A 15113-nucleotide genomic window follows, 5' to 3' on the forward strand; every position below is an offset into this window, starting at 1 on the left:
TTCAGCTTGCCATTCACCGCTCTCACTTCAGATTCTAATCCCCTCTCAAGACACAAGCTGGCTTGCCGGCGATGGGCTGCAAAGCAGCCCCTGCTTTCTCAAAGTTCGGTATTGCGGGTTTCTTTCAAGCACAGCACGGCAATCAAGCTGATCACTGCCGCCACCGACACGTAACCCCCCACCCAGCTCAACCCACCCATGCTCACCAGCTTCTGGGCAAAGAACGGTGCCGCCGAGGCCCCGACGATGCCGCCCAGGTTGTATGCCGCCGAAGCGCCGGTATAACGCACGTGGGTCGGGAACAGTTCAGGCAGCAATGCTCCCATCGGCGCAAAGGTCACCCCCATCAGGAACAGCTCGATGGCCAGGAACAGCGCCACGCCTGCGGTCGTCCCCGAAGTCAGCAGCGGCTCCATGGTAAAGCCCGAGGCCACTGCCAGCAGGCCGCCGACGATCAACACCGGTTTGCGCCCGTAACGGTCGCTGAGCCAGGCCGACAGCGGTGTGGCCAGGGCCATGAACACCACCGCGAAGCACAGCAGACCAAGGAACATCTCGCGGCTGTAGCCCAGCGTGGTCACGCCATAGCTCAGCGAGAACACCGTGGAGATGTAGAACAGCGCGTAACAGACCACCATTGCCGCTGCGCCCAGCAGGGTCGGCAACCAGTATCTGGAAAAAAGGTCGACCACTGGCATTTTCACCCGCTCGTGGCGGGCGACGGCCTTGGCGAACACCGGGCTTTCTTCCAACTTCAGGCGCACATACAGGCCCACCAGTACCAGCGCGGCGCTGAGCAGGAACGGAATGCGCCAGCCCCACTCGCGGAACTGCTCGTCGCTGAGCACCAGGGCCAGGGTCAGGAACAGGCCGTTGGCGGCCAAAAAGCCGATCGATGGGCCCAACTGCGGGAACATGCCGAACCAGGCGCGCTTGCCTTCCGGCGCGTTCTCGGTGGCCAGCAAGGCCGCGCCACCCCATTCGCCACCCAGGCCCAGGCCTTGTCCAAAGCGCAGCAGGCAGAGGATGATCGGTGCCCATACACCAATGCTGTCATAGCCCGGCAGCACGCCGATGGCCGTGGTGGATACGCCCATCAGCAGCAGCGAGGCGACCAGGGTCGACTTGCGGCCGATACGGTCGCCAAAGTGGCCGAACAGTGCCGAGCCCAGCGGGCGCGCCAGGAAGGCGATACCGAAGGTGAGGAAGGCCGCCAGCATCTGCGCGGTACCCGACCCGGACGGGAAGAACACCGGGCCGATCACCAGGGCGGCGGCAGTGGCGTAGACGTAGAAATCGTAGAACTCGATGGCGGTACCGATGAAGCTGGCGGTGGCTACCCGCGCGGGCGAGTTGGCCGGTGCGGCAGGCGCTTCGGCATAGGTGCTGCTGGTTGTCATTGAATAGGTCCCTGACAGTCTGGTCCGGCTCCATGGGGATAAGCCCCGCGGCGTGCGATGCCAAAAGGCAGGCACGGTGGCGCGGGCGCCGGAGCGTTTTGTTGTTGTGTGCGCCCGACTGACGATAGCCCAAGGGGGATAGGGGCGGGGGCGGATACTGTTCGGGGTGTGAAGCAGGACCGCAGGGCGTGTCAGTGGAGCGGACTGGCCGTGGAGCGCCGGTTGCGGGTAGCAGGCGGGACGGCGGGGCTGGGTAAGCGTGACCCGAGTATAGCTATCGGGTCACGGTCCACACCAGTACCTTGCTGGCACAATTGTCCTCTGTTTCGAGGATTTCCAGGCGATAGCGGCCGATCTTCAGGCAAACGGCGCTTTCCGGGATGCTTTCCAGCGCTTCGGTGACCAGCCCGTTGAGGGTTTTCGGCCCTCCGTCGCAGGGCAGGTGCCAGCCCAGGCTGCGGTTGATCTCGCGCAGCGAAGCAGTGCCGTCGATGACGAAGGTGCCATCGGGCTGCGGGTGCACGTGGGGGTTGTCCAGGCTGTGTTCATCCTCGAACTCGCCAACGATCTCTTCGAGGATGTCTTCCAGGGTGACGATGCCCAGCACTTCGCCGTACTCGTCCACCACCACGCCCAGGCGGCGCTGCTGCTTGTGGAAGTTCAGCAGTTGCATCTGCAGGGGCGTGCTCTCGGGCACGAAATAGGGCTCGTAGCAGGCGCCGAGCAACATCTCCAGGGTCAGCTCGGCCTTGGGCAGCAGGTGGCTGATCAACTTGGTATTGAGGATTGCTTCAACCTGGTTGATGTCGCTGTGGTACACCGGCAGGCGGGTGTGGCGGCTGACGATCAGTTGCTCGATGATGCGCTCGATCGGCTCGTCGAGGCTGATGCCGTCCACTTCGTTGCGCGGTACCAGGATGTCGTTGACGGTCATCTTGTTCAGTGACTGCAGGCCGTCCAGCAGGCCATGGCGCGGCGCTTCGTGTTCCTCATCCTCGTCGAATTCGTCGGCTTCCTGCGGATGCAGGGCCACGGCCGTGGGTTGCACCCGGAACGGACGCAGGATCAGCTTGGCAATCCCATCCAGCAGCCAGGCCAGCGGTTGCAGCAAGGTGAGGGGTACATTAAGCAGGCTGGCGCCGAGGCTGACGAACGCCTGCGGGTTGCGCCGGGCCAGGCGCCGCGGCAGGTATTCGGCAAACACCAGCAGGACGAGGGTGGCGACCAACCCGGCCAGCCAGAAGCCGTGCTCGCCGCTATGGCGCTGGCCAACCAGGCAGGCCAGGCCCAGCACCAGCAGCTTGCCCAGGCTGGCGCACAGCACCAGGGCCTGGGCCGGCAGCACGGGCTGGCCATCCTCGCCGGTGCGCAGCGCGCCATTGAGTTGCAGGCGGGCGGCATCCACCGCGGTGAACAGCGCCGACCACAACAGCGCCAGTGCCAAGGTGCCGAATAGCGGTGCGTACGGCAGGGTATCCATGGGCGGCCGTCAGATATGCAGGATGAATTCGCGAACCAGCTTGCTGCCGAAATAGGCCAGCATCAGCAGGCAGAAACCGGCCAGCGTCCAGCGGATGGCCTTGTGGCCACGCCAGCCCAGGCGGGTGCGGCCCCACAGCAGCACGCTGAACACCACCCACGCGACACAGGCCAGCAGGGTCTTGTGTGCCAGGTGTTGGGCGAACAGGTTGTCGAGGAACAGCCAGCCGGAGATCAGCGAAAGCGACAGCAGGCACCAGCCGGCCCAGAGGAAGCCGAACAGCAGGCTTTCCATGGTTTGCAGCGGCGGGAAGTTGCGGATCAGCCCGGACGGGTGCTTGTTCTTCAGCTGGCGGTCCTGCAGCAGCAACAGCAGTGCCTGAAACACTGCGATGGTGAACAGCCCGTAGGCCAGGATCGACAGCAGGATATGCGCGAGGATGCCCGGCTCTTCGTTTACCAGCGGCACCGTGCCGGGGGGCGCGAACTGCGCCAGCAGCGCGGTCACCGCGCCCAGCGGGAACAGCAGCACCAGCAGGTTTTCCACGGGTATGCGCAAGCAGGCCAGCAGGGTCAGGGCGATGACCGCCACGGCGATCAGGCTGGCGGCACTGAAGAAGTCCAGGCTCAGGCCCAGCGGGGTGATCAGCTGGAAAAACAGCGCACCGGCCTGGGCGAGTACCGCGAAGGCACCCAGCAGGGCAAGCAGGCGCTTGTCGGCCTTGCGGTTCTGGGCAAGGTAAGAGCCCTGGTAGATTGCCGCGGCTATATATAGGCCGGCGGCTATCAGGTTGGGGATGAGGCTGGGTGAGGAGAACATAAGTCCTGGTTGGCGAGCCTTAAAGAGACGGAGTTTGGCATAGATCGCGCTGGTCTAGGAAGACTGGCAGACCGCGGTGCGGCCGGTTTTGAATGTGGTGCAGACCCTGTGGGAGCGGGTTCACCCATGAAGTGGCCGGCACAGCCACCGAATATCTATCAGGCCGCCAGCAAGGTGTGCGCCGCCGCCGCACTTCGCTATAATCGCCGCCTTGCTGTGCCCGGCGGGTATGCATTCCCCCCTGGGCGCCTGACAAACCTCGGCTTTTACTGGGCCTGAAAGGATCACCATGTTCGAAAACCTGACCGACCGCCTGTCACAGACGCTGCGCCATGTCACCGGCAAGGCCAAGCTGACCGAAGACAACATCAAGGACACGCTGCGCGAAGTGCGCATGGCCCTGCTCGAGGCCGACGTTGCCCTGCCGGTGGTCAAGGATTTCGTCAACAGCGTCAAGGACCGTGCAGTCGGCACCGAAGTATCGCGGAGCCTGACCCCGGGCCAGGCGTTCGTGAAGATCGTCCAGGCCGAGCTGGAAAGCCTGATGGGCGCCGCCAACGAAGACCTCGCGCTGAACGCCGCCCCGCCCGCCGTGGTGCTGATGGCCGGCCTGCAGGGTGCCGGTAAGACCACCACCGCCGGCAAGCTGGCGCGCTTCCTCAAGGAGCGCAAGAAAAAGAGCGTGATGGTGGTGTCCGCCGACGTCTACCGCCCGGCGGCGATCAAGCAACTGGAAACCCTGGCCAACGACATCGGCGTCACCTTCTTCCCGTCCGACATCAGCCAGAAGCCGGTGGCCATCGCCGAAGCGGCCATCCGCGAAGCCAAGCTGAAGTTCATCGACGTGGTCATCGTCGACACCGCCGGCCGTCTGCACATCGACGCCGACATGATGGACGAGATCAAGGCGCTGCATGCCGCGGTCAAGCCGATCGAGACCCTGTTCGTGGTCGACGCCATGACCGGCCAGGACGCCGCCAACACCGCCAAGGCCTTTGGCGAGGCGCTTCCGCTGACCGGCGTGGTGCTGACCAAGGTCGACGGCGACGCTCGTGGCGGTGCCGCGCTGTCGGTGCGTGCCATCACCGGCAAGCCGATCAAGTTCATCGGTATGGGCGAGAAGACCGAAGCCCTCGAACCGTTCCACCCCGACCGCGTCGCCTCGCGCATCCTCGGCATGGGTGACGTGCTCAGCCTGATCGAGCAGGCCGAGCAGAACATCGACAAGGCCAAGGCCGACAAGCTGGCCAAGAAGCTGAAGAAGGGCAAGGGCTTCGACCTCGAAGACTTCCGCGACCAGCTGCAACAGATGAAGAACATGGGCGGCCTCGGCGGCCTGATGGACAAGCTGCCGAGCATCGGCGGGGTCAACCTGTCGCAGATGGGCAATGCCCAGGGCGCCGCCGAGAAGCAGTTCAAGCAGATGGAAGCGATCATCAACTCCATGACCCCGGCCGAGCGCCGTGATCCGGAGCTGATCAGCGGCTCGCGCAAGCGCCGTATCGCCATCGGTTCCGGCACCCAGGTGCAGGACGTCGGCCGCCTGATCAAGCAGCACAAGCAAATGCAGAAGATGATGAAGAAATTCTCCGCCAAGGGCGGCATGGCCAAGATGATGCGCGGCCTGGGCGGGATGCTGCCGGGCGGCGGCATGCCGAAGCTGTAACCCCTATTCCGGGGGCCTGCCGTTTGTCCGGCAGGTACCCAGAACCCCCGCTGTGGCGGGGCAATGGCCGCGGATTTCGCGGCTCAACCGGCAGATCTGGACGGCAGGGCAGGGCCTTGCCGAAAAAGTCATTTGCAAATGTCCGTGTATTCCCCGAGAATATGCGGCCTTTTGGGCACCCGTGTGCCTATTTGGCATTCAGATTTGCAGTACCAGCTGCTGTATCAACTGCAGCACCGACTATAGGAACGATGTTCACATGGTAACCATTCGTCTGGCCCGTGGCGGCTCGAAAAAGCGCCCATTCTACCACCTGACCGTGACCAACTCGCGTAACGCCCGTGACGGCCGTTTCGTTGAGCGCGTAGGTTTCTTCAACCCGATCGCTGCTGGCGCCGAAGTCAAGCTGTCGGTCAACCAAGAGCGCGTCAACTACTGGCTGAGCCAGGGTGCACAGCCGTCTGAGCGCGTTGCTCAGCTGCTGAAGGACGCTGCCAAGGCTGCTGCCTGAGTAGTATGAACGCGACGCCAGAAAAGGCTGACGACCTCATCGTCGTTGGCAAGATTTTTTCGGTTCACGGCGTTCGCGGCGAGGTGAAGGTGTATTCCTTTACCGATCCGATTGAAAACCTGTTGGATTATCCGCGCTGGACGCTTCGGCACGAAGGCAAGATAAAGCAGGTCGAGCTGGTCAACGGTCGTGGCTCCCAGAAGGGCCTGGTCGTGAAACTGAAAGGCCTCGATGATCGTGATGAAGCCCGTCTTCTGAGCGGTTACGAAATCTGCATTCCGCGGAGCCTTTTGCCCAACCTGGCTGCTGACGAGTACTACTGGTACCAGTTGGTGGGCCTGAAGGTCATCAACCAGGACGAACAACTGTTCGGCAAGGTCGATCACCTGTTGGAGACCGGTGCGAACGATGTAATGGTGGTCAAGCCCTGCGCAGGCAGCCTGGATGATCGCGAGCGTCTGTTGCCCTATACGGCGCAATGCGTGCTCGACGTCGACCTGGAAGCAGGCGTGATGCGGGTTGAATGGGACGCGGACTTCTAAACGATGGGTAACCTTCGCGTAGATGTCATCACGTTGTTCCCCGAGATGTTCTCGGCCATCACGGAGTACGGCATTACCAGCCGCGCGGTGAAACAGGGGTTGCTTCAAGTGACTTGCTGGAACCCGCGGGACTACACCACAGATCGTCACCACACGGTGGATGATCGGCCGTTTGGCGGTGGTCCGGGCATGGTGATGAAAATCAAGCCTCTGGAAGACGCCCTGGTTAGCGCCAGGCAAGCGACCGGAGCAGCGGCGAAGGTGATCTACCTTTCGCCACAAGGCCGCAAGCTGACTCAGCAGGCGGTCAAAGGCCTGGCCGAACAGGAATCGTTGATCCTGATCGCCGGTCGTTATGAAGGCATCGACGAGCGCTTTATCGAGGCTCATGTCGATGAGGAGTGGTCGATTGGCGACTATGTGCTTTCCGGTGGCGAGCTGCCGGCCATGGTACTGATCGATGCGGTTACACGGCTGCTGCCCGGAGCTTTAGGGCATGTGGATTCGGCGGAAGAAGATTCCTTCACCGACGGTCTGCTCGATTGCCCGCACTACACCCGGCCTGAGGTGTATGCGGATCAGCGTGTTCCCGACGTGTTGCTAAGTGGCAACCATGCACACATCCGGCGTTGGAGAATGAAGCAGTCCCTTGGTAGGACCTTCGAACGACGCGCCGATCTTCTGGAAAGTCGCTCGCTTTCTGGAGAAGAGAAGAAGCTGCTCGAGGAATATCTCCGCGAGCGGGACGATAGTTAAACGTATCGATGGTGGATCACGTATCCATCTTAGGAGCACAGCATGACCAACAAGATCATCCAGCAGCTCGAAGCCGAGCAGATGAGCAAGGAAATCCCGACCTTCGCACCAGGCGACACCGTTGTCGTTCAGGTTAAAGTGAAGGAAGGTGAGCGTTCCCGTCTGCAGGCGTTCGAAGGCGTCGTTATCGCCAAGCGTAACCGCGGTCTGAACAGCGCCTTCACCGTGCGCAAGATCTCCAGCGGCGTTGGTGTAGAGCGTACCTTCCAGACCTACAGCCCGCAAATCGACAGCCTGGCCGTGAAACGTCGTGGTGACGTGCGTAAAGCCAAGCTGTACTACCTGCGCGACCTGTCCGGCAAAGCCGCTCGCATCAAGGAAAAACTGTCCTGAGTGCAGTTTGCCCGGTGGCCAAGGCCGCCTAGCGAGAAAAAAGCAGCCTTCGGGCTGCTTTTTTGCGTTTTGACCCCCCGAAGATGTGATTGCCATGACTACCCGAGACCAGGAAATCCTGCGCCGCACCGAGCTGTCGGTGACCCGCGTGACCAAGGCGGTGTTCCCCAATACCACCAACCACCACAACACCCTGTTCGGCGGAACCGCCCTGGCCTGGATGGACGAAGTGTCGTTCATCGCCGCCACGCGCTTCTGCCGCCTGCCGCTGGTGACTGTGTCCACTGACCGCATCGACTTCAAGCACCCGATCCCGGCGGGCTCGATCGTCGAGTTGGTGGGGTCGGTCATCAAGGTGGGTAATACCAGCTTGCAGGTGCAGGTGGATGTGTTCGTCGAGAACATGTACCTGGATGGGCGCGAGCGGGCCATTCATGGGGTGTTCAGCTTCGTCGCCATCGACGAGGACAAGCGCCCGGTGCCGGTTTTGCCCCAGGCCTGAGTTCTCCTGCGCTGGCCCTTTCGCGGCTGAAGCCGCTCCCACAGGGATCGCGCATACCTCGAGGGGCGGTGATATCCCTGTGGAGCAACTGTCTTGTATTGCCTGTAAGGGCCCTATCGCCGGCAAGCCAGCTCCCACAGGTACTGCACTGGCCTTGAGAGCAGTGCGGTCGAGGTGGGTGGGCTTTAGCCGCGAACAGGCCAGTACAGACAACAATTATGCTGCTGTGAAACACTAAGCCATCTCCAACACCCAGCAGCCTCCGAATGCCCGCCCTGGACCACCCCCTGATCGACCAGTTCCTCGACGCCCTGTGGCTTGAAAAAGGCCTCTCCGACAACACCCGTATGTCCTACCGCAGCGACCTTGCCCTGTTCAACGGCTGGCTGCAGGAACACGGCGTCAGCTTGCCCGACGCCGGTCGCGACCTGATTCTCGACCACCTGGCCTGGCGCCTCGACCAAGGCTACAAGCCACGCTCCACGGCACGCTTCCTGTCCGGCCTGCGCGGCTTCTTCCGCTACCTGCTGCGGGAAAAACTGGTGGCCATCGACCCGACCCTGCAAGTCGACATGCCGCAACTGGGCAAGCCGCTGCCCAAGTCATTGTCCGAGGCCGACGTCGAAGCCTTGCTGCAGGCTCCGGACCTGGGCGAAGCCATCGGCCAGCGTGACCGCGCCATGCTGGAAGTGCTGTACGCCTGCGGCCTGCGGGTCACCGAGCTGGTCAGCCTGGCGCTCGACCAGGTCAACCTGCGCCAGGGCGTGCTGCGGGTGATGGGCAAGGGCAGCAAGGAGCGCCTGGTGCCCATGGGCGAAGAAGCGGTGGTGTGGTTGCAACGCTACCTGCGCGATGGCCGAGCCGAATTGCTCAATGGCCGCCCCAGCGATGTCCTGTTCCCCAGCCAGCGTGGCGAGCAGATGACCCGCCAGACCTTCTGGCATCGCATCAAGCACCATGCCCGGGTTGCCGGTATCGACAAACCGCTGTCGCCGCACACCCTGCGTCATGCCTTCGCCACCCATCTGCTCAACCATGGTGCCGATCTGCGCGTGGTACAGATGCTGCTGGGCCACAGTGACTTGTCGACCACGCAGATCTACACCCATGTCGCCAAGGCCCGTCTGCAGCAACTGCATGCCCAGCACCACCCGCGTGGATGAATGTTTTTCATGTTCCGCCGACCGGTCCTTGCAAGGCCCTTCACCGGCGGTGTGATGTGGTAGGCTTGGGCGGTTTGCACCAAGGGCCGCACGGTCACCGCGTATTTTTCCGCAGGTGGCGCCCTCCGGCCCCTGTCCGCCTTCAGGAGTTCCCATGCGCGTGACCCAGTTTTTCGCCGCCGCCGCGTTGGCGCTGGCCAGTACCTTTGCCGTTGCTGCGGCAACCGACAGCAATGCCGCTGCCGAGCAAGCCATCCGTAAGTCGTTGCAGAACCTCGAGCTGGAAGTGCCCGTCGAAAGCGTGGCCAGCAGCCCGGTCAGTGGCCTTTATGAAGTCAAGCTGCAGGGTGGCCGCGTGCTGTATGCCAGCGGCGACGGCCAGTTCGTGATGCAGGGCTACCTGTTCCAGATCCAGGACGGCAAGCCGGTCAACCTCACCGAGAAGACCGAGCGCCTGGGCATTGCCAAGCTCATCAACGGCATTCCAGCCGCCGAGATGGTGGTTTATCCTGCCAAGGGCGAGACCAAGTCGCACATCACCGTGTTTACCGATACCACCTGCCCGTACTGCCACAAGCTGCACGCCGAGGTGCCCGAACTCAACCGCCGCGGTATCGAAGTGCGCTATGTCGCCTTCCCGCGCCAGGGGCTCGGTTCGCCGGGTGACCAGCAGTTGCAGGCCGTCTGGTGTTCCAGCGACCGCCGTGTGGCGATGGACAAGATGGTCGAGGGCGAAGAAATCAAGGCCGCCAAGTGCGCCAACCCGGTCAGCAAGCAGTTCCAGCTGGGCCAGTCGATCGGCGTCAACGGTACGCCGGCGATCGTCCTTGAAAGCGGGCAGGTCATTCCGGGCTACCAGCCGGCACCGCAGGTCGCCAAGCTGGCATTGGCCAAGTAATCCAATTCAGTACGCCGTCGTCATGGGGTGACGGCATGTTTCACGGTCGGCATAGGTGTCGGCCGTTCAATGGGGAGTTCACAGTGAAACCGGTCAAAGTAGGCATCTGTGGGTTGGGGACCGTCGGTGGCGGAACCTTCAATGTACTTCAGCGCAACGCCGAGGAGATCGCCCGCCGTGCCGGGCGCGGTATTGAAGTGGCACAGATTGCCATGCGCTCGCAGAACCCGAACTGCCAGATTACCGGTACCCCCATTACCGCTGATGTGTTCGAAGTTGCGAGCAACCCGGAGATCGACATTGTCATCGAGCTGATCGGTGGCTACACCGTGGCCCGCGAACTGGTGCTCAAGGCCATCGAAAACGGCAAGCACGTGGTCACCGCCAACAAGGCGCTGATTGCCGTGCATGGCAATGAAATCTTCGCCAAGGCCCGCGAGAAGGGCGTGATCGTCGCCTTCGAAGCGGCCGTGGCTGGTGGCATCCCGGTGATCAAGGCCATCCGCGAAGGCCTGTCGGCCAACCACATCAACTGGCTGGCCGGCATCATCAACGGCACGGGCAACTTCATCCTCACCGAAATGCGTGAGAAGGGCCGTGCCTTCCCGGATGTGCTGGCCGAAGCCCAGGCGCTGGGTTACGCCGAAGCCGACCCGACCTTCGACGTTGAAGGTATCGATGCCGCGCACAAGCTGACCATCCTGGCTTCGATCGCTTTCGGCATCCCGCTGCAATTCGACAAGGCCTACACCGAAGGCATTACACAGCTGACCACTGCTGACGTGAATTATGCCGAGGCCCTGGGCTACCGCATCAAGCACCTGGGTGTGGCCCGCCGCACTGCCGAAGGTATCGAGCTGCGCGTACACCCGACGCTGATCCCGGCCGACCGCCTGATCGCCAACGTCAACGGCGTGATGAACGCTGTCATGGTCAACGGTGATGCCGCCGGTTCCACCCTGTACTACGGCGCCGGTGCCGGCATGGAGCCTACCGCTTCGTCGGTGGTCGGCGATCTGGTCGATGTGGTCCGTGCCATGACCTCCGACCCGGAAAACCGCGTGCCGCACCTGGCCTTCCAGCCGGATTCGCTGTCGGCCCACCCGATCCTGCCGATCGAAGCCTGCGAAAGCGCCTACTACCTGCGCATCCAGGCCAAGGATCACCCGGGCGTACTGGCCCAGGTGGCCAGCATCCTCTCGGAGCGTGGCATCAACATCGAGTCGATCATGCAGAAGGAAGCCGAGGAACAGGACGGCCTGGTGCCGATGATCCTGCTGACCCATCGCGTGGTCGAGCAGCGTATAAACGACGCCATTGTCGCCCTGGAAGCCCTGCAGGACGTGGTCGGCAAGGTCGTGCGCATTCGCGTCGAACAGCTCAACTAACACTAGTGCCGGCGGGCCGCCAGTGCGGCCCCGGCCCCAGCATCGAAGGTTTGCACCCATGCGCTATATCAGTACCCGCGGCCAGGCTCCGGCCCTCAATTTCGAAGACGTCCTGCTGGCTGGCCTGGCCAGTGACGGCGGCCTGTACGTCCCGGAAAACCTGCCACGCTTCACCCAGGAAGAAATCGCCTCGTGGGCCGGCCTGCCGTACCACGAACTTGCCTTCCGGGTGATGCGCCCGTTCGTCGAAGGCAGCATCGCCGATGCCGACTTCAAGAAGATTCTCGAAGAAACCTACGGCGAGTTCGCCCACGCCGCGGTTGCGCCGCTGCGCCAGCTGAACAGCAATGAGTGGGTGCTGGAGCTGTTCCACGGCCCGACCCTGGCGTTCAAGGACTTCGCCCTGCAATTGCTCGGCCGCCTGCTGGACCACGTGCTGGCCAAGCGCAACGAGCGCGTGGTGATCATCGGCGCCACCAGCGGTGACACCGGTTCCGCCGCCATCGAAGGTTGCCGCCGTTGCGACAACGTCGACATCTTCATCCTGCACCCGCACCAGCGCGTGTCCGAAGTGCAGCGCCGGCAGATGACCACCATCTTCGGCGACAACATCCACAACATTGCCATCGAAGGCAACTTCGACGACTGCCAGGAAATGGTCAAGGCCAGCTTCGCCGACCAGTCGTTCCTCAAGGGCACTCGCCTGGTTGCGGTCAACTCGATCAACTGGGCGCGGATCATGGCCCAGATCGTCTACTACTTCCACGCTGCCCTGCAGCTGGGTGGCCCGGCGCGTTCCGTGGCGTTCTCGGTGCCGACCGGCAACTTCGGCGACATCTTCGCTGGCTACCTGGCACGTAACATGGGCCTGCCGGTCAGCCAGCTGATCGTCGCCACCAACCGCAACGACATCCTGCACCGCTTCATGAGCGGCAACCAGTACGTCAAGGAAACCCTGCACGCGACCCTGTCGCCGTCGATGGACATCATGGTCTCGTCCAACTTCGAGCGCCTGCTGTTCGACCTGCACGGCCGCAACGGTGGCGCCATTGCCGAGCTGATGGCCAACTTCAAGCAGGGTGGCGGCTTCAGCGTCGAGCAAGACCGCTGGACTGAAGCGCGCAAGCTGTTCGACTCGCTGGCTGTAAGCGACGAGCAGACCTGCGAAACCATCGCCGAAGTGTTCGCCGCCACTGGTGAAGTGCTCGACCCGCACACCGCTATCGGCGTCAAGGCCGCCCGCGAATGCCGCCGCAGCCTGGACACGCCGATGGTGGTGCTGGGTACCGCGCACCCGGTCAAGTTCCCGGAAGCGGTGGAGAAGGCCGGTGTCGGCAAGGCGCTGGAGTTGCCGGCGCACCTCAGCGACCTGTTCAGCCGTGAAGAGCGTTGCACGGTGCTGGCCAATGACCTGAAAGCTGTGCAGGGCTTTGTCAGCCAGCATGGTAACCGCGGCAAACCTCTGTAACGGCGTTGCTTTCCGGGGCTGCTACGCAGCCCTTTCGCGACACAAGGCCGCTCCCACAGGAGAATCGCGCCCCCTGTAGGAGCGGCCTTGTGTCGCGATGGGCCGCAAAGCGGCCCCAAAAATCTAAGCCTTTTCCCATACCTCTATCAGAAACATCCTATTCGGCCCGCCCAGCGCAAAGCCTAAATTAGCCGGTCCTCCCACCAGGAGCGGCTCATGTACCAGCCCTATGTGTTGATCCACCAGGCTCGCCCATCCCACCAGATCCTCCTGCACCAGGCCCTCAACGCCCAGGGCATGTTCCACGTGCGCATCAGCGAAACCAGCGCAGACCTTGACGCCTGCCTGAGCGCGGATCGAAGCCCCGACCTGCTGGTCCTTGACCACGCCATGCCAACCCGGGCCGGTCTTGCCGTGCTCGATCAGCAGCAGCGAACCCGTGCTTTGCTGTTCGTCGGCCAGGCTACTCCCAAGCGCCGCAACCTCGCCCAAGAGGCCAGAAACCGGGGCCTGTGGGTGCTCGCCGAACTGCCCTGGCCGCTGTCGATGCCAAGCCTGCAGCGTGCCCTGCAAGCACTGCAGGTGCGCTCATGGCGACGTATTCAAACTGTCACCTGCGCCCCGCATGCTCACTGAAACAGTCGCGGTGTAACGAACTTTCCGCTGCGTCTGTTGGTCAGTTCCTCTATATCCCACCACGCAGCGAGTGATCCGGATGGAAAGAATCTGCAGACTGCTCAACGAAGCCCTGACCCCCTATCAAATCCACCTCGGCGTCGCCGATGCCCAGGGTAATCGTCAACTGACCATTCATGACCGCCTCGCCGGCATCACCCTGCGGCGCTCGGTCAGCGAGCGCCAATTGCAGGAACAAAGCCTGTTGATCGACCTGGTGGATGGCCTGCACCGCGACCTGCAGATCGCCGAAGGGCGTTTGCAGCCCTGTGTGATCGCGGCATTGCAGCAGCGCCAGCAACCCCATGGAACCTTTGCCTGAGTGGTTTATCAGAAACTGTAGGGGCAGCCTGGCCAGTGCTTTGCTCCGGCGCTGGCAAGGCTGTCACGGGAAGCCCCAAGGGCTTTCGCTTGGCCCCGGGCGTGTTTCCCCAGCGCCCGGGGTTTCTTTTTGGGTTGTCTGCACCGGCCCTATCGCCGGCAAGCGAACTCCCACCTCGACTGCATCAATTTCAAGCCTCGTTCCGTATCTGTGGGAGCTGGCTTGCCGGCGATAGGGCCGGTGCAGGCAATCAGTGGTCTTCGAAGAAACGCTTGCTCTCTTCCAGGTAGTCTTCTTGCAACGCCGGGTCCAGCCAGCGCGCATACAACCCCGGCAACACATCCCGACGCAAGGCAGGCAGCAGCTGGTCGATGTGCGCTATGGCTTCACGCCCCAGTTCGCTGTTCGAACAGCCCACATGCAGAAACTGGTAGCGGTTTACCCCTTTCACAGGATGAAACTGGTAGTCAGCCAGTGCCCCGCCTTGCTGCTCCACCAGGTAGCGCACTTCGGGCCAGTAGCCGAGCACCATGCGCAGGCGCCCGAGCTGTTGCATCTGCAGCAGGTTGGCGGTGGCGTCGTTGCCGTAGTGGCGGCTGAACGCGGTGTCGGGCAACTGGCGCAGGATGGCGTCGATCTGCGTGCCATAGCTGCGCTCGGCGACAACCCCCAGCTTCAGCGGGGTCTTGCTCAGCAGGCCATGCAGGTCTATCTCCTGGCCGTCGAGGTAAGGTGCCACCAGCGCCTCGCTGTCCTTGCGCAGCACCAAACCTCCACTGAGCACGCCCAGGGAGGGCACGGAAAACCGCACATATTCTGCGCGGTCGGGTGTCCACAGCAGGGTTGGATCGCAGGTGAAGCTCTTCGGGTCCTGCAGCATCTGGATGCCGCGGGCGCGGTTGACCCGCACGATGCTATGGTCGTACTCGGGCATCTGCCTGATCAGCAGGGGCAGCAATTGGTCGATCACCCCTTGGCCTTTTTCCGGCCCTTCGAAAATGGTGAAAGGCGGTAGGTCGCGCACCAGCCAGAAGATGCGCTCCTTGGCGCTGGCTGGCTGCAGCATCAATGCAGGCAGCAGCCCGCAAAGCAGGACCAGGTGGCGTAAGCAACGGGCAGCGCACATGGAC

General features: G+C 62.7%; 16 protein-coding genes. 12 read left to right on the plus strand and 4 right to left on the minus strand.

The window, feature by feature from the left end:
* Positions 1–98 precede the first annotated feature (98 nt).
* The 3 genes from IRZ77_RS21500 to IRZ77_RS21510 form a co-directional block, all read right to left on the minus strand.
* On the minus strand, positions 99–1400 hold the full coding sequence (locus IRZ77_RS21500; RefSeq protein WP_196174409.1) for an MFS transporter: 1302 nt from the start codon (positions 1398–1400) through the stop codon (positions 99–101).
* 274 nt (positions 1401–1674) lie between these two features.
* Positions 1675–2880, minus strand: coding sequence for a transporter associated domain-containing protein (locus IRZ77_RS21505; protein ID WP_196174410.1), 1206 nt, complete (start codon positions 2878–2880; stop codon positions 1675–1677).
* Positions 2881–2889: 9 nt separating this feature from the next.
* A complete protein-coding gene (locus tag IRZ77_RS21510; protein WP_025337912.1) occupies positions 2890–3699 on the minus strand; it encodes a cytochrome C assembly family protein in 810 nt (269 codons plus the stop codon).
* A gap of 289 nt (positions 3700–3988) precedes the next feature.
* Between IRZ77_RS21510 and ffh the strand changes: the two genes are divergently transcribed.
* The 12 genes from ffh to IRZ77_RS21570 all read left to right on the plus strand — a co-directional run bounded on the left by ffh (position 3989) and on the right by IRZ77_RS21570 (position 13983).
* Positions 3989–5365: a signal recognition particle protein gene (ffh, locus tag IRZ77_RS21515; protein WP_013971189.1), complete on the plus strand. Its 1377-nt coding sequence runs from the start codon at positions 3989–3991 to the stop codon at positions 5363–5365.
* Between the two features lie 259 nt (positions 5366–5624).
* On the plus strand, positions 5625–5876 hold the full coding sequence (rpsP, locus tag IRZ77_RS21520; protein ID WP_003259424.1) for a 30S ribosomal protein S16: 252 nt from the start codon (positions 5625–5627) through the stop codon (positions 5874–5876).
* 5 nt (positions 5877–5881) lie between these two features.
* Positions 5882–6418 carry a ribosome maturation factor RimM gene (gene rimM / locus IRZ77_RS21525; protein WP_196174411.1) on the plus strand — a complete coding sequence of 179 codons (537 nt, stop codon included), beginning with the start codon at positions 5882–5884 and terminating at the stop codon, positions 6416–6418.
* A 3-nt stretch (positions 6419–6421) separates the two neighbouring features.
* Positions 6422–7174 (plus strand): tRNA (guanosine(37)-N1)-methyltransferase TrmD, encoded by a 753-nt coding sequence (trmD, locus tag IRZ77_RS21530; protein WP_003252146.1) that lies wholly within the window; start codon positions 6422–6424, stop codon positions 7172–7174.
* A gap of 42 nt (positions 7175–7216) precedes the next feature.
* The gene (gene rplS / locus IRZ77_RS21535) at positions 7217–7567 is read left to right on the plus strand and encodes a 50S ribosomal protein L19 (protein WP_003252148.1); all 351 of its coding nucleotides are present in this window, start codon (positions 7217–7219) and stop codon (positions 7565–7567) included.
* A gap of 94 nt (positions 7568–7661) precedes the next feature.
* Positions 7662–8069, plus strand: coding sequence for an acyl-CoA thioesterase (locus tag IRZ77_RS21540; RefSeq protein WP_025337914.1), 408 nt, complete (start codon positions 7662–7664; stop codon positions 8067–8069).
* 266 nt (positions 8070–8335) lie between these two features.
* Positions 8336–9232: a site-specific tyrosine recombinase XerD gene (gene xerD, locus IRZ77_RS21545; protein WP_046616083.1), complete on the plus strand. Its 897-nt coding sequence runs from the start codon at positions 8336–8338 to the stop codon at positions 9230–9232.
* A gap of 154 nt (positions 9233–9386) precedes the next feature.
* Positions 9387–10130, plus strand: coding sequence for a thioredoxin fold domain-containing protein (locus tag IRZ77_RS21550; RefSeq protein WP_196174412.1), 744 nt, complete (start codon positions 9387–9389; stop codon positions 10128–10130).
* Between the two features lie 83 nt (positions 10131–10213).
* Positions 10214–11518, plus strand: a complete 1305-nt coding sequence (locus IRZ77_RS21555) for a homoserine dehydrogenase (RefSeq protein ID WP_046616085.1) — start codon at positions 10214–10216, stop codon at positions 11516–11518.
* Between the two features lie 58 nt (positions 11519–11576).
* Positions 11577–12986, plus strand: coding sequence for a threonine synthase (gene thrC / locus IRZ77_RS21560; RefSeq protein WP_010952565.1), 1410 nt, complete (start codon positions 11577–11579; stop codon positions 12984–12986).
* Positions 12987–13202: 216 nt separating this feature from the next.
* Entirely contained in the window at positions 13203–13622 is a 420-nt protein-coding gene (locus IRZ77_RS21565) for an ANTAR domain-containing protein (RefSeq protein WP_085601929.1), read from the plus strand.
* Positions 13623–13701: 79 nt separating this feature from the next.
* Complete coding sequence (locus IRZ77_RS21570; protein ID WP_046616087.1) at positions 13702–13983, plus strand: DUF3509 domain-containing protein; 282 nt, start codon at positions 13702–13704, stop codon at positions 13981–13983.
* Between the two features lie 250 nt (positions 13984–14233).
* Here the strand turns inward: IRZ77_RS21570 and IRZ77_RS21575 are convergent, their stop codons facing one another.
* Positions 14234–15109: a TIGR02285 family protein gene (locus IRZ77_RS21575; RefSeq protein ID WP_085601930.1), complete on the minus strand. Its 876-nt coding sequence runs from the start codon at positions 15107–15109 to the stop codon at positions 14234–14236.
* Positions 15110–15113 lie beyond the last annotated feature (4 nt).

The sequence above is a fragment of the Pseudomonas pudica genome, from assembly GCF_015680405.1.
In the GTDB taxonomy this organism is placed as follows: Bacteria; Pseudomonadota; Gammaproteobacteria; order Pseudomonadales; family Pseudomonadaceae; genus Aquipseudomonas; species Aquipseudomonas pudica.

Bases quoted from the DNA above. Each gene is read 5' to 3' on its own strand.
- IRZ77_RS21500 (WP_196174409.1), bottom strand. From the start codon at position 1,400: ATGACAACCAGCAGCACCTATGCCGAAGCGCCTGCCGCACCGGCCAAC.
- IRZ77_RS21505 (WP_196174410.1), bottom strand. From the start codon at position 2,880: ATGGATACCCTGCCGTACGCACCGCTATTCGGCACCTTGGCACTGGCG.
- IRZ77_RS21510 (WP_025337912.1), bottom strand. From the start codon at position 3,699: ATGTTCTCCTCACCCAGCCTCATCCCCAACCTGATAGCCGCCGGCCTA.
- ffh (WP_013971189.1), top strand. From the start codon at position 3,989: ATGTTCGAAAACCTGACCGACCGCCTGTCACAGACGCTGCGCCATGTC.
- rpsP (WP_003259424.1), top strand. From the start codon at position 5,625: ATGGTAACCATTCGTCTGGCCCGTGGCGGCTCGAAAAAGCGCCCATTC.
- rimM (WP_196174411.1), top strand. From the start codon at position 5,882: ATGAACGCGACGCCAGAAAAGGCTGACGACCTCATCGTCGTTGGCAAG.
- trmD (WP_003252146.1), top strand. From the start codon at position 6,422: ATGGGTAACCTTCGCGTAGATGTCATCACGTTGTTCCCCGAGATGTTC.
- rplS (WP_003252148.1), top strand. From the start codon at position 7,217: ATGACCAACAAGATCATCCAGCAGCTCGAAGCCGAGCAGATGAGCAAG.
- IRZ77_RS21540 (WP_025337914.1), top strand. From the start codon at position 7,662: ATGACTACCCGAGACCAGGAAATCCTGCGCCGCACCGAGCTGTCGGTG.
- xerD (WP_046616083.1), top strand. From the start codon at position 8,336: ATGCCCGCCCTGGACCACCCCCTGATCGACCAGTTCCTCGACGCCCTG.
- IRZ77_RS21550 (WP_196174412.1), top strand. From the start codon at position 9,387: ATGCGCGTGACCCAGTTTTTCGCCGCCGCCGCGTTGGCGCTGGCCAGT.
- thrC (WP_010952565.1), top strand. From the start codon at position 11,577: ATGCGCTATATCAGTACCCGCGGCCAGGCTCCGGCCCTCAATTTCGAA.
- IRZ77_RS21565 (WP_085601929.1), top strand. From the start codon at position 13,203: ATGTACCAGCCCTATGTGTTGATCCACCAGGCTCGCCCATCCCACCAG.
- IRZ77_RS21570 (WP_046616087.1), top strand. From the start codon at position 13,702: ATGGAAAGAATCTGCAGACTGCTCAACGAAGCCCTGACCCCCTATCAA.
- IRZ77_RS21575 (WP_085601930.1), bottom strand. From the start codon at position 15,109: ATGTGCGCTGCCCGTTGCTTACGCCACCTGGTCCTGCTTTGCGGGCTG.